At 40.6% G+C, this 19,383-nt stretch carries 17 protein-coding genes and 1 pseudogene; 11 read left to right on the forward strand and 7 right to left on the reverse strand.

The genetic code is table 11. The features are described 5' to 3' along the window. Positions 1 to 38 precede the first annotated feature (38 nt). Positions 39 to 1,808 carry an ABC transporter ATP-binding protein gene (locus CU635_RS06965; protein WP_101576448.1) on the reverse strand — a complete coding sequence of 590 codons (1,770 nt, stop codon included), beginning with the start codon at positions 1,806 to 1,808 and terminating at the stop codon, positions 39 to 41. A 262-nt stretch (positions 1,809 to 2,070) separates the two neighbouring features. Here CU635_RS06965 and CU635_RS06970 point away from each other — a divergent pair, with 262 nt between their 5' ends. After that, positions 2,071 to 2,730, forward strand: coding sequence for a potassium channel family protein (locus CU635_RS06970; RefSeq protein WP_101576449.1), 660 nt, complete (start codon positions 2,071 to 2,073; stop codon positions 2,728 to 2,730). A 95-nt stretch (positions 2,731 to 2,825) separates the two neighbouring features. Here the strand turns inward: CU635_RS06970 and rnjA are convergent, their stop codons facing one another. Beyond that, positions 2,826 to 4,493, reverse strand: coding sequence for a ribonuclease J1 (gene rnjA / locus CU635_RS06975; RefSeq protein ID WP_101576450.1), 1,668 nt, complete (start codon positions 4,491 to 4,493; stop codon positions 2,826 to 2,828). A 6-nt stretch (positions 4,494 to 4,499) separates the two neighbouring features. Beyond that, positions 4,500 to 4,709: a DNA-dependent RNA polymerase subunit epsilon gene (locus tag CU635_RS06980; RefSeq protein ID WP_101576451.1), complete on the reverse strand. Its 210-nt coding sequence runs from the start codon at positions 4,707 to 4,709 to the stop codon at positions 4,500 to 4,502. Between the two features lie 519 nt (positions 4,710 to 5,228). Between CU635_RS06980 and CU635_RS06985 the strand changes: the two genes are divergently transcribed. Further along, on the forward strand, positions 5,229 to 6,125 hold the full coding sequence (locus tag CU635_RS06985) for a DMT family transporter (RefSeq protein ID WP_101576452.1): 897 nt from the start codon (positions 5,229 to 5,231) through the stop codon (positions 6,123 to 6,125). 24 nt (positions 6,126 to 6,149) lie between these two features. Next, complete coding sequence (locus tag CU635_RS06990; RefSeq protein WP_101576453.1) at positions 6,150 to 6,920, forward strand: Cof-type HAD-IIB family hydrolase; 771 nt, start codon at positions 6,150 to 6,152, stop codon at positions 6,918 to 6,920. A 115-nt stretch (positions 6,921 to 7,035) separates the two neighbouring features. Here CU635_RS06990 and def read toward each other — a convergent pair whose 3' ends face one another. Next, positions 7,036 to 7,590, reverse strand: a complete 555-nt coding sequence (def, locus tag CU635_RS06995) for a peptide deformylase (RefSeq protein WP_101576454.1) — start codon at positions 7,588 to 7,590, stop codon at positions 7,036 to 7,038. Positions 7,591 to 7,961: 371 nt separating this feature from the next. On the opposite strand from def, the gene CU635_RS07000 reads away from it, so the two are divergent. From CU635_RS07000 to lpdA, 5 genes and pseudogenes are all read left to right on the forward strand, one after another. Further along, positions 7,962 to 8,624 (forward strand): YkyA family protein, encoded by a 663-nt coding sequence (locus tag CU635_RS07000; protein WP_101576455.1) that lies wholly within the window; start codon positions 7,962 to 7,964, stop codon positions 8,622 to 8,624. A 532-nt stretch (positions 8,625 to 9,156) separates the two neighbouring features. Further along, positions 9,157 to 10,272 carry a pyruvate dehydrogenase (acetyl-transferring) E1 component subunit alpha gene (gene pdhA / locus CU635_RS07005; protein ID WP_101576456.1) on the forward strand — a complete coding sequence of 372 codons (1,116 nt, stop codon included), beginning with the start codon at positions 9,157 to 9,159 and terminating at the stop codon, positions 10,270 to 10,272. A 3-nt stretch (positions 10,273 to 10,275) separates the two neighbouring features. Next, the gene (locus tag CU635_RS07010; RefSeq protein WP_101576457.1) at positions 10,276 to 11,253 is read left to right on the forward strand and encodes an alpha-ketoacid dehydrogenase subunit beta; all 978 of its coding nucleotides are present in this window, start codon (positions 10,276 to 10,278) and stop codon (positions 11,251 to 11,253) included. Between the two features lie 143 nt (positions 11,254 to 11,396). Next, positions 11,397 to 12,758 carry a dihydrolipoamide acetyltransferase family protein gene (locus tag CU635_RS07015; protein WP_101576458.1) on the forward strand — a complete coding sequence of 454 codons (1,362 nt, stop codon included), beginning with the start codon at positions 11,397 to 11,399 and terminating at the stop codon, positions 12,756 to 12,758. A gap of 3 nt (positions 12,759 to 12,761) precedes the next feature. After that, positions 12,762 to 14,172: pseudogene (gene lpdA, locus CU635_RS07020) on the forward strand (dihydrolipoyl dehydrogenase). A gap of 46 nt (positions 14,173 to 14,218) precedes the next feature. Here the strand turns inward: lpdA and CU635_RS07025 are convergent. After that, on the reverse strand, positions 14,219 to 14,593 hold the full coding sequence (locus CU635_RS07025; RefSeq protein WP_101576459.1) for a small peptidoglycan-associated lipoprotein: 375 nt from the start codon (positions 14,591 to 14,593) through the stop codon (positions 14,219 to 14,221). Between the two features lie 709 nt (positions 14,594 to 15,302). On the opposite strand from CU635_RS07025, the gene CU635_RS07035 reads away from it, so the two are divergent. Next, on the forward strand, positions 15,303 to 16,130 hold the full coding sequence (locus tag CU635_RS07035; protein ID WP_101576461.1) for a polysaccharide deacetylase family protein: 828 nt from the start codon (positions 15,303 to 15,305) through the stop codon (positions 16,128 to 16,130). Positions 16,131 to 16,199: 69 nt separating this feature from the next. Here the strand turns inward: CU635_RS07035 and CU635_RS07040 are convergent, their stop codons facing one another. Continuing rightward, on the reverse strand, positions 16,200 to 16,631 hold the full coding sequence (locus CU635_RS07040) for a DUF1885 family protein (RefSeq protein WP_101576462.1): 432 nt from the start codon (positions 16,629 to 16,631) through the stop codon (positions 16,200 to 16,202). A 300-nt stretch (positions 16,632 to 16,931) separates the two neighbouring features. Here CU635_RS07040 and CU635_RS07045 point away from each other — a divergent pair, with 300 nt between their 5' ends. Continuing rightward, the gene (locus CU635_RS07045; protein WP_101576463.1) at positions 16,932 to 17,231 is read left to right on the forward strand and encodes a DUF3055 domain-containing protein; all 300 of its coding nucleotides are present in this window, start codon (positions 16,932 to 16,934) and stop codon (positions 17,229 to 17,231) included. Between the two features lie 256 nt (positions 17,232 to 17,487). Beyond that, the gene (locus CU635_RS07050; protein WP_101576464.1) at positions 17,488 to 17,607 is read left to right on the forward strand and encodes a GapA-binding peptide SR1P; all 120 of its coding nucleotides are present in this window, start codon (positions 17,488 to 17,490) and stop codon (positions 17,605 to 17,607) included. Between the two features lie 169 nt (positions 17,608 to 17,776). On the opposite strand, the gene CU635_RS07055 is transcribed toward CU635_RS07050, so the two are convergent. After that, a complete protein-coding gene (locus CU635_RS07055) occupies positions 17,777 to 19,246 on the reverse strand; it encodes an aminotransferase class I/II-fold pyridoxal phosphate-dependent enzyme (protein WP_101576465.1) in 1,470 nt (489 codons plus the stop codon). Positions 19,247 to 19,383: the final 137 nt, after the last annotated feature.

Below are 19,383 nucleotides of genomic sequence, written 5' to 3' on the forward strand. Positions count from 1 at the left end.
ACAAAAAAGTACCCATCTAATGGGTATTTTTTTGTTTTTCATTTCTCCAGTAATAAAACCTCTTTTTTTTCATTTATCAATTGCTTATATTCCCCTTTTTGAATAATCTCCCCTTGGTCTAATACAATAACCTGATCAGCATGATTAATGGTGGAAGGACGATGAGCAATAATTAGGATAGTCATCTTCTTTTTTAATTTCTGAAGAGCTTCTTGAATTCTTTTTTCGTTTTCCGTGTCTAAAGCGCTCGTGGGTTCATCCAACACTAAGATGGAAGGCTTTCTCAAAATAGCACGAGCTAAAACTAGACGTTGTCGTTCTCCGCCCGATAATCTTATACCTCTGTCACCGATTTTGGTGTCCAATCCTTTTGAGAGCCTTTTTACAAAATCATCAGCTGCAGCGAGCTCCAAAGCTTCCCACATTTGTTCTTCTGTAGCATTTGGTTCCATTAAAAGCAGATTCTGTCTGATACTTGAATTGAAAAGGAAAGGGTCTTGTGGAACAAAACTGATACTTTTTCTTAAAGCTAATAGATTCTTACCGGTTAGTGGAACCCCGTCTATTAAGAGATCTCCACTTTCTGGATGATTAAGTCCCATTATAATGTCAACTAATGTGCTTTTTCCAGCGCCAGAGTGCCCTACTATTGCTGTCATGTAATTTGTAGGAATCTGTACACTGATGTTTCGAAGAGCATAGGTTGGAGTTTTAACATTGTATCTAAAAAACACATTACGGCATTCGATCATTTTTTTTACATATAGTGGTTTTATATTTTCATCGTCTCCAAAATCCATTTCTGCAGAACCCTTTGTTCTATTTTGTAGATCCAACAAAACCTTAAAGGCTGGCAGGGTTGAAGCCAATTGCTGCAAATTCGACTGGATACTTACAAACCGGGGCCACAGTCTAGAAAAAAGGAGAATCACTATTAATAATTTCTCTGGTTTGCTATGGAACAAGTTGACTGATAAAAAAATAAAACAAGTAATTATTACGGACAAAGCTAATTTGTAAGATAGCCTGGTGTTAGACTGTAATTTCACATATTTAACTTGTTCCTTAAGCATTCTCTTATTTAAAGTCCTTAACCATTGCATACGAGATACTTCAAGTGTGTTCGTCTTAATATCTTTAATGCCATTTAGATTATCTGTAATACCAGCCAGATACTTTCTTGATAGTTGGGTAGTTTCTTTCCCTAATAGCTTTGCTTGCTTAACAAACTTCCATGAAAAGAAAGCAAGGGCTAATCCACAGATTAGAACCAGACCCGAAATTCGTGCGGACAACCAGAAGGCAATACCTATTTGTATGACAGTAAAAATAAGATTTGAAACTAAGAGTAGAAACATTTTTATTCCCATGCCGACTCGATTAATATCTTTTGTTAAGGAATTGATCAAATCAGATTTCCTTGTTTTAAGAAAAAAATCCCACTTAACAAACATTATGCTTTGATAGATTTCTTCTTTAAGCCCATTTAAGAATCCTTGCTGAATTATAACATCCCGAATTGCAATGGATTTCTCTAAAAGGCTCTGCCCAATGACTAATGTTATATAAACACCTAAAATGAAAGGCAACCCAATTGATTCAGGGAAGTCTTTTAGAAAATCTAATAATCCTAACATAGAAGAAGTATTGCCCATCTCTAAAATTCCTCCTATGCTTAGCATAGGAATTAATAAAAGCATTCCAACTCCATCAAGAAAACTAACTAGTACCATACCAAAAAGATTTATGAAAAGAATTTTTCCGGTAAATGAATACAATCGTTTGATAAAGTAAATTAATTCTTTCATTCAAATCCCCCATGTTAGCAGGTTATTAACCATTATTAAATTTTCATTTTTCTTAATTTTACATTAAAAACCACTTTTAAGTAACTGTGTAATGTTAAAAAGGCATTTATTGTGGAGAATTGTGTTATCCTTGTCATGCGAGGCTCCTTTGTAGTTGGGGAATTGGACAGGACTACCAATCTAATTATAAGGAGTTTTTTTACGTCTTAAACCTGTGTTAAAATAAGCCTAGCTATTAAAATGTTGTGCTGGAGGAATACATGTGAGTAAGGAATTTGCTGTAATTGGACTTGGGCGTTTTGGTGGCAGTATTTGCCGGGCTCTGGCGGAACAGGGCATGGAAGTTATGGCTATAGACAGTAACGAAGATAGGGTGAATGAATTTTCAACGATTGCCTCACATGCTGTTGTCGGTGATACAACGGACGAATCAGTTTTAAAAAGCCTCGGAATCCGAAATTTTGATCATGTAATCGTCGCCATTGGTGAAGATATCCAGGCAAGCATCTTAACAACCCTTATTTTAAAAGAGCTGGGCGTCAATAATATAACGGTCAAAGCCCAGAACGATTATCATGAAAAAGTGTTGCGGAAAATTGGCGCTGATCAAGTCGTCCATCCTGAACGCGATATGGGGAGACGGATCGCCCATAATATCGTCTCTAATAATGTATTGGACTATCTTGAGCTGTCGGATGAACATAGCATTGTTGAAATTGTGGCAAACAACAGGATCCAGGGCAATTCAATTATCGATCTTGATATTCGCGCCAAATATGGAATTAACATTGTCGCGATTAAACGGGGAAATGAAATCATTGTGTCGCCGCAAGCAAATGAATTCATTCAAAGCGGCGATATCTTAATCGTCATTGGCGCCGACGCTGACATCAACCGCTTTGAAAAGAAAATGATGTTATAAGAAACGCGTCAAGGAACACAATCCAAAGTTTTGCAACAAACGAAAGAAGCACCTGCCGGATGGCAGGTGCTTCCTGTCTTATAGAGGTTGTCGCATTATACTTCCATAATAATCGGAAGGATCATTGGGCGACGTTTTGTTTTTTCATAAAGAAATGGTGCAAGTGTATCAGTTATTTCATTTTTGATTTCAGACCACTGGGTTGTCTTTCGCTCCATTACCTTGTTCAGGTGTTTCGTTATCAACACCTGGGCATCATTAATTAAATCTCCAGATTCTCTCATGTAAACGAAACCTCGGGAGATAATATCCGGTCCGGCCCCGATTTTGAAATCCTTCATATTGATGCTGACAACTACTACGACCAACCCTTCTTCAGAAAGGATTCTGCGGTCTCTTAATACGATATTGCCGATATCTCCAACGCCGCTTCCGTCAATGTAGACAGAACCTGACGGGATTTTTCCGGCAACTCTTGCTTCATCCTCTGTTAAGGCAAGAACCTCGCCATTATCCATGATAAAGCAGTTTTCTTCCGCGACACCGCAATCGACGGCGAGCTTTACATGCATTTTCTGCATCCGGAATTCCCCATGGATCGGCATGAAGAATTTTGGCTTAATTAGACGAAGCATCAGCTTTTGTTCTTCCTGTCCACCATGGCCTGAAGTATGAATATTGCTCAATTTACCATGAATGACTTCTGCTCCGGCACGGGAAAGCAAATTGATCGTACGGTTAACACTGATCGTATTACCCGGTATCGGTGAAGAAGAGAATACAACCGTATCTCCGGGGTTAATTTGAATTTGTCGATGGGTGCCGTTCGCAATTCTCGAAAGGGCTGCCATTGGTTCTCCCTGGCTGCCTGTACACAAAATCGTTACTTTGTTTGCCGGCATCCGGTTGATTTGCTGGTGGTCAATAAAGGTTTCTTTCGGGACATTGATGTAGCCGAGATCTTTTCCAATCTCAATTGCTGCCTCCATGCTTCTTCCAAACACGGCGATTTTTCTGCCGTTGGCAACAGCAGCCTCGGCCACTTGCTGCAAGCGATGGATATTTGAGGCGAATGTAGCGAAAATAAGCCTTCCTTCAACTTTTCGGAAAATATCATGAATGCTTTCGCCAACGAGGCGTTCGGACATCGTGAAATTTGGAACTTCACTGTTTGTGCTGTCGGAAAGTAGGCACAAGACTCCTTCTTTTCCGATCTCCGCCATTTTTGTGAGGTTTGCCGGTTCCCCTACAGGTGTAAAGTCAAATTTAAAATCTCCGGTGTGTACAACTTGTCCGGGTGGTGTTTTGACAACAATCCCATACGAATCGGGAATACTATGAGTCGTTCTGAAAAAGCTGACAGAAGTTTTCCTGAACTTAATCACATCATCTTCTTTTATTTCGTGAAGCGTGGTTGTTCTTAGCAAGCCATGCTCTTCCAGCTTATTTTTAATCAATCCGAGTGCAAGCTTGCCGCCATAAATCGGGATATTGATTTCGCGCAGCAAATAAGGGATGCCGCCAATGTGGTCTTCATGGCCATGGGTCACAAACAGGCCTTTTATTTTTTCTTCATTTTTAACTAAATACGAGTAATCAGGAATGACGTAGTCAATTCCAAGCAGTTCATCCTCAGGGAACTTAATTCCCGCATCAATTAAGATAATTTCATCCTGAAATTGAACGGCGTACGTATTTTTACCGATTTCTCCCAATCCTCCGAGAGCAAATACGGCAGTTTGGTCATTTCTTACAAATTTCATAAATTATCATATCTCCAATACTTTATAGTCTTCGTTTTGTTGTTCATATTCTAAATAGGATCCGGAAACAGGCACCACAATTTCGATATTGTACCACATGTCCGCAAGCTTTCTCCGCACATCTCTTTCTGAATTTCCTTCGACAAATACGGTTTTTGTTTTTTCTCTAACCGGCACTTGTTTGATATTTTCTTGGTAAAACACTTTAAAAATCATTAAAAATCGCTCCTAACATCCGTTATCACTTTTTTTATTATATAAAACATTTCATAGTATTTCATTTATTTTCTTTAAGCTCCCTATTTCAGGCAAAAGGAATCTCTGGATAAAATGAAAAACTTATGTAAAATCACTGATTATCAATTTACAATAAGGAAGGAGCCCTTCGCAAGTTTTGAAGGGCCCAAAATAACAATTAAGCGATTGTTTTTTTGCGAAGTAAATCTTTCCACTGTTTCAAGAGCTTTTTGCGGAGCTTCTTTAACATTGTGGATCATCTCCTTACCTTTATTTTAAACTATCCTTGTCCAAAGTAAAGGATACAAACAATGTTTAAAATAATCATTTTGATTTTTTTATAAAATGGCACTCTTTTTTACTTATATTATATGATGATTCGCCTTTTTTTTTCATGGGTATAGTTGGAAAACGAGCAAGTTTCGAAAAATTGACAATTATTTGCGAAGGGTTTAGTGTTTATTCATAAAATGGGAGAATGGAAAAGGCGGGATTCAGTTGGGAAAGCTCTATGGGGCACTGTTCGTGTTAAGTTTAATTTGGGGAACTTCTTTCTTGTTCATCAAAATTTTACTTGAAAACTTGGCTCCGTCAGCGGTTGTATTTGGACGATGTTTGTTTGGTGCTGCGGCGTTGGCATTGATCATCTTTTTCCAGAAAAGGGAATTTCTTGTAAAAGGCGCTCCTTGGAGAAAACTACTGCTAGTCGGATTTTTAAATAATGCTTTACCGTGGTATTTTATTTCTGTGAGCGAGACGCAAATTTCGTCGAGCCTTGCTTCCGTTATCAACGCTTCAACGCCAATCTGGACGCTCATCATTGGCACGGTGCTTTTTTCAGCACGGTTAAAAGGCAGGCAATGGATTGGAATTCTGATTGGATTTGCCGGCATTATCATTTTGTCAGATATCAGGCCAGGAGATTTTGTTTCAGGAAATTTATTCGGAATCGGCTTCATGTCGGCAGCAGCTGCCTGTTATGGAGCAGGTGCGCACCTGACAAAAAAATATTTGGTTGATTTACCGATTATACATATTTCGTTTTATACGCTATTGGCTGCAACGATGATCAGTTTTGTGGCGATGCTTGCCACAGCGCCGGATTCCCTGCCGCAGCTTGTGCAATCGGAAAACCTCCTTCCTTTATTAGGACTCGGTTCATTCGGTTCGGGGATTGCTTATTTGTTTTATTTCTATCTTGTAAAGGAAGGCAGTGCCGAACTGGCATCGCTTGTAACCTATATCGTACCGGGCACAGCTTTAATCTGGGGAGCAGTCCTGCTCGATGAAAGCATTCATTTATCGATGATTTTTGGTCTTCTTGTAATTTTTTCTGGTGTCTACATATCAACCGGCAAAAAAACTGGCAAGAAGGGCAAACCTGCTGCCGCATAATGAAGGGCAAGAAAGGGGAACAACATGAGTAAAATTGTATTTTTTGACATTGACGGTACGTTGCTTGACCACGATAAAAAGCTGCCAATCACAGCGAAAAAAGCTGTAAAAGAGCTGCAAAACAGCGGTGTTTATGTAGCTATTGCAACAGGACGGGCGCCTTTTATGTTTGAAAGCCTGCGGGAAGAGCTTGGGATTGAGTCTTTTGTCAGCTTTAATGGCCAATATGTTGTTTTTGAAGGGGAGGTTATTTACAAAAACCCTTTAAACAATGATGAAATTCAACGGCTAGTGCAGCAAGGAAAAGAGAATAATCATCCGCTTGTCTTTATGAACCACGGAACGATGAAAGCAACTGTAAAACATCATCGCTATATTGAAGACAGCTTAATGACCCTCAAATTTCCGCATCCAGAGGTAGATAAATCTTTTTACCAAAATCGTGAAATTTACCAGTCGCTTCTTTTCATTGAGGAAGAGGACGAAGCCTTATACCTGGAGCAATTTCCCGAGCTCAGGTTTATCCGCTGGCATCCGTTTTCAATGGATGTTTTACCGGCAGGAGGTTCTAAAGCTGAAGGAATTAAAAAAATGATTGAGCGCCTCGGTTTTCAGATTGAAAACGTATTTGCATTTGGAGACGGGCTGAACGATATTGAGATGATACAAACAGTAGGCACTGGCGTTGCAATGGGCAATGCCGAACCAGCATTAAAACAATATGCCGATTATATTACAAAGGACGTCGCAGAAGACGGAATTCAGCACGGCTTGAAGCATTTACAGCTTATCTAATCGCTGAACCGGTCGTAATTAGCATGGCGCTGCCGAGATAAAAACACTGAAAAGTAAGGGACTGGAAAAGATAACGCCTCTTTGCCAGTCCCTTTAGTTTTTAACCCCGGCTAGATTATCTTTCAATCGGGATTGCATTTTCGATGATTTTATACGGATCTTTTTTATCGATATGGTCATAAAACATGATCCCGTTTAAATGATCGATTTCGTGCTGGAAGACGATTGCTACCAATCCTTTTAGTCGTAACTTGACCGCTGTACCGTCGATATCATAGCCTTTTACTGTAACTCTTGCATATCTTGGTACATAGCCGGGAATCGGTTCATCCACTGACAGGCATCCTTCACCGGCAGTTAAGTATGACTTCTCAACCGAGTGGCTGACAATTTTCGGATTGAATAAAGCGTAGCTGTACAATTCACCTTTTTCATCGGTGACGTTCACTGCAATCATTCTTTTCATTACATTAATCTGCGGAGCTGCAAGGCCGATTCCCGGGCGTAAATTATAGCGGGCGGAAATTTCAGGATCCTGGCTGTTTTTCACATATTCCATCAGGCTGTTCAATATATTTATATCCTCTTCGGATGGTGGCATCTGAACTTCCTCAGCTACTTGGCGCAGTCCCGGATGGCCGTCCCGAATGATGTCATCCATTGTTATCATGTTATTTTCACTCCCATGACCCTTAATTTACTTTTAGTGAATAAATTTCATCAAGCATTTCTTTAATTTAAAAACGAACAATTATTTAAAATTAAGACATACTGAATCCTCCTGGTTTATTAAAACAATTTAATTCGTTTTTCGGTCAGCTCTTAATACATTGTGAAATTTACTCAGTAAAATTATTTTATGATTAAGCATTATTAATTCTTCAACTAATTAACTGCTCACTAATAAAAACGGACTCTTTCTACCGAGTCTTGGATTGATTTTCATTATAGGTGAATATCTTTAATATGTCGATTAGACTGCCGGCTATTGTAAAAAAACTGGTCAATCGATATAGTAATAAATAGGTTGGGGGGAGCCAAATGTTTAATAGAAAAACTGTCTGGCTTGCGGCTATTTACTTGACCGCGGCTGTGCTGCTCGCTGGCTGTCTGGGACAGCAATCGGCACCAGAGAAAATGTATGAAATCATGGAGAAGGTTGTTGCGCTTGAGGATAGCTTTGAAAAACAACAAGAACCGTTATTGAAGCTCGAAAAAGAAGAAAAAGAACTGTACGGGAAAATGATCGAACTTGGAATGAAAGAATACGATCAAATTGTTAATCTGTCGGACCAGGCATTAACGATTGTGGATAAAAGAAAAAAACATATGGAAGCTGAGGTTAAAAGCATCAATGCTTCTGAAAAAGAGTTTCAAAAGCTTGAACGCATAATCGAAGACATTGACGATAAAGAATTGAAAAAACAGGCGGACGATCTATACGGCACTATGCAAAAAAGGTATGATGCCCACCGGGTTTTGGCCGAGAACTACTCAAACGGACTCGGATACGACAGAGAATTGTATGAAATGTTCAAACAGGAAGACCTGACAATTGAGAAGCTTGAGGAACAAATCAATAAAATCAATGCTACTTACAAAAAAGTATTGGAAACAAATGAACAATTTAATACGTACACAGAAGATTATAATGATTCGAAGCGGAAATTTTATGAGACAGCCGGGCTCGGAATCGAGGAATAGAAAAACAGGGAGATTGACGTGGGTCAATCTCCCTGTTTGTGTTTATAATGATTCTCTAATTAAATGGATTCCTTCTTTATTATAACACAAATTTAAAAAATCCATTTTTATAGTACAGATGATTTTATTTAAGTGATACAGTTAATAAAATAGAGAAGAACTTTAATACGATGTTTAAGGTATAAAACTTAAATCAAAGTAATTGACTCGGTAGTTTTACATAGTGTAAACTAAAAACCATATGAAGATTATTGTATCAATATAAATGTAAAGTGAATTGATACAGAATAAGTTGGGCACGAAAAGAACAGATAGTGTTTTATAACCGGAGTTTGTGGAAAACTATGTAGAGGTCTTTTTATAACTTTCCAGATTTACCGCTTTACCTGGCTGTTCACTGTTGGTTTTTGAAAGCCCTTTATCTTCAAGAGAGCAAGCGCAGCACCTAATGTTAGTGACATTGGGTATGCTATAGTAGTAAAATTTGCCCTTAATATTATGATTTTTTTAATGAAAGGAAGAGGTGACTCAAATGGCTTCTAAAACGAATAAAGCGCTATTCGAAGCTGAAAAGCAACTTGAGAAAACAGAAGAGCAATTTTCGATGCTTCAAATTTTAAATGAAGATGGGGAAGTCGTAAATGAGGCGGCAATGCCACAATTAAGCGATGAGCAGCTACAAGAATTAATGCGCAGGATGGTATATACGCGGATTCTTGACCAGCGTTCGATTTCCTTGAATCGCCAGGGCCGCCTTGGGTTCTATGCACCTACAGCGGGTCAGGAAGCTTCTCAGTTGGCTTCTCAATTCGCACTTGAGAAAGAAGACTTTATTTTGCCGGGATATCGTGATGTGCCGCAAATGATTTGGCATGGACTTCCGCTTTATCAGGCATTCTTGTTTTCACGCGGCCATTTTAAAGGCAACCAAATCCCTGAAGGAGTTAATGTCATATCTCCGCAGATCATTATCGGTGCCCAGATCGTTCAGGCTGCCGGTGTTGCACTCGGAATGAAAAAGCGCAAACAAAAGTCTGTTGCGATTACGTATACAGGAGACGGTGGTGCTTCCCAGGGAGATTTCTATGAAGGAATGAACTTTGCAGGTGCATTTAAAGCTCCGGCTATTTTCGTTGTTCAAAATAACCGATTTGCTATTTCTACTCCTGTTGAAAAACAATCAGCAGCGAAAACTATCGCGCAAAAAGCAGTTGCAGCGGGAATTCCGGGTATACAAGTAGACGGGATGGATCCGTTGGCAGTTTATGTTGCCGTTCGTGAAGCTCGCGAGCGTGCGATTAACGGAGAAGGGCCGACATTAGTTGAAACATTAACTTACCGTTATGGTCCGCATACGATGGCGGGTGATGATCCGACTCGTTACCGTACAACCGATCTTGATAACGAGTGGGAAAGAAAAGATCCGCTTGTCCGGTTCCGTAAATTCCTCGACAAAAAAGGAATCTGGAACGAAGAAATGGAAAATGAAGTAATTGAAAATGCGAAAGAGGATATCAAAGAAGCGATTAAAAAAGCGGATGATACCCCTAAACAAACCGTTACAGACTTAATTTCGAATATGTATGAAGAATTGCCAAATAATTTAAAAGAACAATATGACATTTATAAAGAAAAGGAGTCGAAATAAGCCATGGCGCAAATGACAATGATTCAAGCAATCACCGATGCACTGCGCACTGAATTGCGCAATGATCCGGATGTGTTAGTATTCGGTGAAGATGTCGGTGTAAACGGCGGTGTGTTCCGGGCGACCGAAGGCCTTCAGAAAGAATTCGGCGAAGACCGCGTATTTGATACTCCGCTTGCAGAATCCGGAATCGGCGGTTTAGCGATTGGACTAGGTTTACAAGGCTTCCGTCCCGTTATGGAAATTCAGTTTTTCGGTTTCGTTTTTGAAGTAATGGATTCCATTTCCGGCCAAATGGCAAGGATGCGCTACCGTTCCGGCGGCCGTTATCATTCACCGGTTACGATCCGTTCACCATTCGGTGGCGGTGTCCATACACCTGAACTTCATGCAGACAGCCTTGAAGGCTTAATGGTGCAGCAGCCTGGCTTGAAGGTCGTAATTCCGTCAACTCCATATGATGCAAAAGGTTTATTGATTTCCGCTATTCGCGACAACGACCCGGTCATCTTTTTGGAACACATGAAGCTTTATCGTTCTTTCCGTCAGGAAGTTCCTGAAGAAGAGTACACGATTCCGTTAGGAAAAGCGGATGTGAAACGGGAAGGAACAGATTTGACGATTGTTACTTATGGAGCAATGGTTCAAGAATCATTAAAGGCTGCAGAAGAGTTGGCAAAAGAAGGCCATTCTGTTGAAGTAATCGACTTGCGGACAGTTGCTCCTATTGATATCGAAGCGATTGTTGCTTCCGTTGAGAAAACAGGCCGAGCAATTGTCGTCCAAGAAGCACAAAGGCAAGCGGGTGTTGGTGCAAACATTGTAGCTGAAATCAATGACCGTGCGATTCTAAACCTTGAGGCACCTGTATTGCGCGTAACTGCACCAGATACCGTTTTTGCTTTTTCACAGGCAGAAGCAGTATGGCTGCCAAATTATAAAGATATCATTGACACGGCTAACAAAGTATTATCATTTTAAATAACTGTTCGTGTTAATTAAAGATTGCTTTATGAAATTCACTCTAATCAAATGTAGATCCGGGGGAAAGTAGGCGAGCCTATTTTTCTTCGTCACATGATTTACTAAACTGTGTGGAACGTAATAATAGGAGGTAGATTCCAGTGGCATTCCAATTTAGATTACCTGACATTGGTGAAGGTATTCATGAAGGTGAAATCGTCAAATGGTTCGTCAAAGCCGGCGATAAAGTACAAGAAGACGACATACTGTGTGAAGTGCAGAACGATAAAGCGGTCGTGGAAATTCCTTCCCCGGTAACTGGTACGGTTGAAGAAATTTTAGTGGATGAGGGAACAGTAGCTACTGTTGGTCAGGTGCTTGTTACCTTTGATGCACCTGGATACGAAGACCTTAAGTTTAAAGGCGACCATGACGAGGAGGCACCTAAAGCTGAAGAAAAAACAGAAGCCCAGGTACAATCAACTTTAGAGGCAGGTCAGGATATTAAAAAAGAAGCGGCGCCACAAGAAGCACAGGCGGGAGCTACCGGAGCCGGAGCCCAGGTACAAGCGGAAACAGAAGTTGACCCGAACCGCCGTGTGGTTGCGATGCCATCGGTGCGTAAGTTTGCACGTGACAACGGTGTCGATATCCGCCAGGTGTCCGGATCTGGGAAAAATGGCCGAGTACTAAAGGAAGACATCACTTCCTTCCAAAATGGTGGACAGGCAAGAGCTGAAACCCCAGCAGCACCGCAACAGGCAGAAGCAGCAGCACCAGAAGCAGAGCAAAAAGCAGCAGCAGTTGTTCCACAAGGACAATATCCAGAAACACGCGAAAAAATGAGCGGGATTCGCAGGGCCATTGCAAAAGCTATGGTACACTCCAAGCATACTGCTCCGCACGTAACGTTAATGGATGAAGTGGATGTAACGAAATTGGTGGCGCACCGCAAGAAATTTAAACAAGTTGCTGCGGATAAGGGAATTAAGCTTACTTTCCTTCCATATGTGGTAAAAGCACTTACAAGTGCATTGCGTGAGTACCCGGCTCTCAATACTTCACTGGATGATGACACAAACGAAATTATTCACAAGCATTACTATAATATCGGAATTGCAGCTGACACTGAGAAAGGTTTGCTTGTTCCAGTCGTGAAAGATGCTGACCGCAAGTCTGTATTTACAATTTCGAACGACATTAATGAGCTTGCTGGAAAAGCACGGGACGGTAAATTAGCCCCTAATGAAATGAAAGGTGCATCTTGCACAATTTCAAACATTGGATCTGCGGGTGGGCAATGGTTTACCCCGGTTATTAACCATCCAGAGGTTGCGATCCTCGGTGTTGGCCGCATTGCTGAGAAACCTGTTGTAAAAGACGGTGAAATTGTCGCAGCTCCGGTATTGGCATTATCTTTAAGCTTTGACCATCGAATGATTGACGGTGCAACTGCTCAGCATGCTCTTAACCATATTAAGCGTTTGTTGAACGATCCAGAACTTTTGTTAATGGAGGCGTAATAAATGGTAGTTGGAGATTTTCCTATTGAGACTGATACTATAGTCATTGGTGCAGGTCCGGGAGGCTATGTTGCAGCGATTCGCGCTGCACAGCTCGGACAAAAGGTAACGATTGTTGAAAAAGGAACTCTGGGCGGAGTTTGCTTGAATGTTGGCTGTATTCCGTCAAAAGCCTTAATTGCGGCTGGACATCGCTATGAAACAGCAAAGCATTCTGATTCAATCGGAATCACGGCTGAAAACGTCAAGGTTGATTTTTCAAAAGTCCAGCAATGGAAAGCCGGGGTTGTTAAAAAACTTACCGGCGGTGTTGAAGGCTTGCTAAAAGGCAACAAAGTCGACATCGTTCGCGGTGAAGCGTATTTTGTTGATGCCAACACCCTTCGAGTAATGGATGAAAATTCAGCACAAACGTATACGTTTAAAAATGCCATTATTGCCACAGGATCTCGTCCAATCGAAATTCCTGCCTTTAAATTTTCAAAGCGTGTTCTTGATTCAACCGGAGCTCTTGCTCTTGAAGAAATACCAAACAAAATTGTCGTGATTGGCGGCGGATATATTGGTACTGAGCTCGGTGGTGCGTATGCGAACTTTGGCACACAGGTAACAATTCTTGAAGGTGCGGATGAAATTTTAGGCGGCTTTGAAAAGCAAATGTCCTCTATTGTAAAACGCAATCTCAAGAAAAAAGGCGCTGAGATCTTCACAAAAGCGATGGCTAAAGGTGTCCAAGAAACAGAAGACGGTGTCGTTGTTACTTATGAAGTAAAAGGCGAAGAAAAGCAAGTCGAAGCAGACTACGTATTTGTAATGGTTGGTCGCCGTCCAAACACGGATGAGCTTGGTCTTGAACAAGCAGGAGTACAGCTTACTGACCGTGGCATTATTAAAACTGATAAGCAATGCCGTACAAACGTAAGCAATATTTTTGCAATTGGAGACGTTGTGGAAGGACCACCGCTAGCGCATAAAGCTTCTTACGAAGGAAAAATTGCTGCTGAAGCGGTCGCCGGTCACAACTCTGAAATTGATTACCTTGCAATTCCTGCGGTTGTATTCTCTGATCCTGAGCTAGCGTCTGTTGGATATACGGAGCAGCAGGCAAAAGAAGAAGGAATTGAAGTAATTGCCGCTAAGTTCCCATTTGCTGCAAACGGCCGCGCATTGGCTCTAGCCGCTACAGACGGATTTTTGAAGCTCGTTACACGTAAAGAAGATGGCCTTGTCATCGGTGCGCAAATTGCCGGTGCCAACGCATCAGACATGATTGCAGAGCTTGGTCTTGCAATCGAGTCTGGAATGACAGCAGAGGATCTGGCGATGACGATTCATGCTCACCCAACCCCTTGGTGAAATCACCATGGAAGCAGCGGAAGTCGCCTTAGGAAACCCGATCCACATTCTAAAATAACAATAAAAAAACAAAGCCCTTTTCCGCCAGGAAAAGGGCTTTACTATTATTGGGAAAGCACCTGTTCAAGCGGCTGGATAATCTGCTCCTTTGAAACATCACCTTTTACTTGGGCAACGACTTTGTCATTATAAACGATCACAATCGCTGGCGATTGTTCTATGTGAAAGGCATGATAATAGCTCTTCGCACTATCTTCAGAAAAAACCATCATATTATCCACTTCAACGGGAAACTCTTTCTTTAGCTCAAGCAGTGCATCATAATAGGAAGCTTCTTCTGTGTAGTCGGTATCATTCGAAAAAAAGACAATCTGTTTGACGCCCTCGCCTAATGACAGTGAATCACTTGGCCCGCTTTTTGTACAAGAGGCAGTCAGCACCAACAAAAAAACAGATAAACAGAATCCCAGCCCTTTCATCTTTTTGCCTCACTTTATAAAATAATCCGCATGACTTGCCAACGTGTCCATCATATTAATCCGTATTTTATCATAGGCAAATACCGTTTTTCTGCTTGTCACCTAAATGTTACAGAATTGAAAAATAAGTGCTGCCCAACCATCATATATTACAAATAGCTGGAGATAATATCGTTAATAATCCAGCAATGGCAGGAAAATCGTGATTTGACTACGGCTTTAAAATATAGCAGTGGTTGCCGGATTTTATATCAGCGACATTTTAGGACATCAGTGAAGGGAGTGGGATTTTTATTGAAGGTATATTCTGTTATTTTGCTCCAGCTCATCTTGTGGAGCGGATATACGCTGTTGGAATGGTTGTCAAAGCATGACCATCCTGAATACAATATTTTAATGTTTTTCATTTTCTTCTATTTGGCGATCATTGTTGGGAATTTTTTTATGAAATCTGCGAAAAAAACCCTCCTGGTTACTTTCCTGAGTCTGGTCATTTACGGATCCTTCCAGTTAACAATGATTCTTATTGTATAAGAAAAACTAAGACGAAAACTTAATTTCGAAAAAGGTTTTCAAACTATTAAAAAGTGGAACAACTTATTTAGGGAAATCAACAGGTTTAGCATATCAAGAGTAAGGCGGGGGGCATTTTCCCACCTTAAAATCGGGAAGAATCACGGAAACGAGATGGGATAGAGAGGGGACAGGCATGAATAAACTGGCCGCAATTTTACTTTTCATTATTTTTGCCACGACTGCCTGCCAAACAAACGACGAGCAGACAAGCACTGATAAACCCGTAGAAACAGCTTTATCGCCAACAGAAAAACTGATACAAAATAATGAACCGCAACCGGCGGTTGCAACAAATGTTGAGGTCGATCAAAATTCGGTTCCTGAAAACGTCCCGCACTATAAGGTAAATGAAAGCAATTGGTCACTTGAAACAACAGGTAATCCCACGCAGCCGGCCGTCTTGATGACCATCGATGATGCTCCTGATCAATATGCGCTGGAAATGGCACGAAAATTAGCTCGACTGAATGTAAAAGCAATTTTCTTTGTGAATGGACATTTTCTAAACACACCAGAAAAGGAAGAGCAATTGAGAGAAATACATCGCCTCGGATTTCAGATCGGAAACCATACAAACACGCATCGAAAGTTAAATGAGCTTTCCGAACAGGAGCAGTATGAGGAAATTGTTTCATTAAACAATAAAATAGAAGGCGTGATCGGAGAACGACCCAAGTTCTTTCGGGCACCTTTCGGGGGAAATACAGATTACAGCAAAAAAATCGTCGATGAACAAAATATGGTGCTTATGAATTGGTCATACGGTTTTGATTGGGAAGCAGATTATAGAACAGCCGACAGCCTGGCTGACGTCATGGTCAATACACCTCTTTTAGCCGATGGTGCTAATTTGCTGATGCATGACCGCCAGTGGACAAATGAAGCGCTCGAGAACATCGTAACAGGGCTGCAACAAAAAGGCTACAGTATCATTGACCCAGCAACAATAGAAACTCAGTAGAACAAAAATAAACAGGAGCACAACATCCTCGGTGAAGCCAATGGGGTTGTTTTGCTCCTGAAAGCTTTTCTATTTTCTCGGATAATAGTACATGATTCGGCCGTTGAACAAATGCAACTCGGCCTTCAGTTTTTTGGCAAGGAATTTGCAAAATTCATTGGCTTTGCCTTTATCACCAAAGGTGGAGGCTTCGGATAACGAGACTTGTATGTACGATTGTTCCCGTTCATTATCATTCTCAACAACTGTTTCCTTATCAACTCCAAGTAAAATCGAATGGTAGCGATCGTGATTAGAATAAAGATAAAACCATTTTCCTTCAGCATCAGGCTTTTCTTTGATTTCATACGGAAAGGCTGAATCATGATAATTCCAGTCAAGCTGGTCTCCGGTTTTAGCGGTGATGCTTTTATAATATTCGAATAGCTCTTTTATTTCTTCGGTGGTAACGTTTTCTTTATCTGCTAAAGGAACGAGTTTTATATATGCGTGACCCGCCATGGTTGATCCCCCCAATTGTCCTTTTTTATTCAATTTTAGCACTGATAACAATCAAATAACAGAATATAATAAAAGTAGTAAACTCGAGTAAATTTCACAATGTATTAAACTAAACCGAAAAACGAATGTAATGTCGTTAATAAACCGGGAGGATTGCTAAACGAATAACTGTATGAATCTAAATAACTGTTCGTTTTTCAATTAAAGAAATACTTTATGAAAGTTATTCAACAAAAACCTTGAATAAAAATATTTTTTGAATTATAATAATATTCAAAAAATAAAAGGAGGAGGATTAATATGGAACTTTTCGAAAAGCTTTATGATGAGCACGAGAAGGTGAAGGTACGTTTTATTGGTTTTACAACAGATGAAACGCGCTATGATTTCGGGATCGTGTATACGAATATGTTTTTCGGAAAACCGCTTGTTGTTTGCATGCAGACAGGAAGGTCAACCCTCCTTGACCCGAGAGATCTTGAAGATACAGAACATTTGCAGCATTCCTTTCGAATCAAGGATAAAAAGGAAGCGGAAGATTTAGCCGAATTTTTCCTGGACGCCCTTCCCGGTGCCTCTTTAGAAACACAATATGAATAACAACATGTCGATGGCCTTTTTAAGGCCTTTTTTTTGTATGGAACTATTTAGCGATGATCTCCCCCGAATTCATTATTCTAAACAATGTGTCATACTTATTCGCGGGATTATAAAAAATGACAATCAGATTTATTTCATAATTAAAAAAATAAATAAAATGTGACATACAATTAGGCTTGAAATTTTAATTGTGTTATATTATTATATTTTCAAAGGTTATAAAGCGTTTTCAAAATATTTGAAAGGAGATGAGTAAATGGGTACAATTGTTTGTCAAACTTGTAACTCCACTATTGAACATTTTGAAGATGAAAAAGTAACTGTTCTGTATTCAAAGGGACACTGCTGTGACGGAGAGCATCTGGACGAGGAATAAAAATATAATCGATACGGAGCATGCAGACATTGCGTGCTTCTTTTTTGCGGGAATGGTCCAAAATTACCAAAGTAGAGCAATTCGTACATATCAAAATGGCGGCCATGAAAGAACTTGAATCTTTCAACTAGCCGCCATTTCGCAATTTCGTTAAATTCGTAAAATTAGATTAGCGAATCGCTTTATGTTCTTTAATGACGCGGAAAGATTTTAGTTCATAATCCTCCGGTCCCTGGACAGGCAAGCCTGCTTCGACGTTTTTTTCAATGTAGCGCAGGTTTTCCTTTGTGATGATTTCACCAGGAATAAAAATTGGTATTCCCGGCGGATAAACCATTGCAAACTCGGCAATAATCCGTCCCTCAGCCATTTCGACGGGAACGACTTCAGTGTCTGCATAAAAAGCATCGCGAGGCGTTAAGGCAAGCAACGGAATATCAGGAAGCAGAACTTGTGCTTCAATTCTTTCTGCCCCGTGCGTAAATTGCTCGGATAATTGATGCAAAGCCCGCACCAATATTTCTGCTTCTTTCTCCGTATCCCCAGGAGTAATAAGGCAGAGAATGTTATACAAATCGGACATTTCCACTTCGATATTGTAATTTTCGCGAAGCCATATTTCCACATCATAACCGGTTAAGCCAAGCTCTTTTACAGAGATGATCAGTTTCGTCGGATCATAATCATAAGCCGCTTTCGTACCGAGAATTTCTTCTCCGACACAATGTAAGCAATCTATTTCGTTTATTCTCTCTCTGATCGATTGAGCGAGCTTGATCGTTTTGTCGATGAGCTCTTTTCCCTCTGTAGCGAGCCTTTTCCGGGCAACGTCAAGAGAGGCGAGCAATAGATAAGACGTAGACGTAGTCGTCAACATACTTAAAATACTTTGCACCCGCTTTGGAGAAACGAGCCCTTCCCTTATATTGAGGATTGAACTCTGGGTCATTGATCCCCCGAGTTTATGAACACTCGTCGCCGCCATATCTGCTCCTGCCTGCATAGCCGACAGTGGCAGTTCATCGTGAAAATGGATGTGCACCCCATGAGCTTCATCGACAAGGACCGGTACATTGTATTCATGAGCAATTTCAACGATTTTCTTTAAATCAGCGGAGATCCCAAAATATGTTGGATTAATCACTAACACGCCTTTTGAATCAGGGTGTTGCTGAAGCGCCTTCGAGACTGATTCAGTCGTGATTCCATGCGAGATTCCAAGGTTTTCATCAATTTCAGGATGGATGAAAATCGGGATTGCACCTGAAAAAACAATCGCTGACATCACTGATTTATGGACGTTTCTCGGAACGATAATTTTATCTCCAGGTCCGCACACGGCCATGACCATCGTCATAATTGCCCCGCTCGTTCCCTGGACGGAAAAAAATGTATGGTCTGCACCAAAGGCCTGAGCCGCAAGATCCTGCGCTTCCTTAATAATTCCTTTTGGTTGATGAAGATCATCGAGTGGACCGATATTAATCAAGTCAATAGATAATGCGTTTTCGCCAATAAAATCTCTAAATTCGGGATCAATTCCGGCCCCTTTTTTATGTCCTGGAATATGGAATTGGACAGGGTTCTTTTTCGCATGTTCCAATAAACCGCTAAAAAGCGGAGTTTCTTTTTGTGACAATTTTCAACTACACCTCTTTAATTATACAGAATCACAGTCATAAAACACATGAATTATAGCACTAAAAATACTGATTTGCATAGCGAAAACGATGAGCCAACCCAACAAAGGAGAGCGTTAAGGCTACCTGCATGAAA

The organism is Bacillus canaveralius (assembly GCF_002860125.1).
GTDB lineage: Bacteria > Bacillota > Bacilli > Bacillales > Cytobacillaceae > Bacillus_BJ > Bacillus_BJ canaveralius.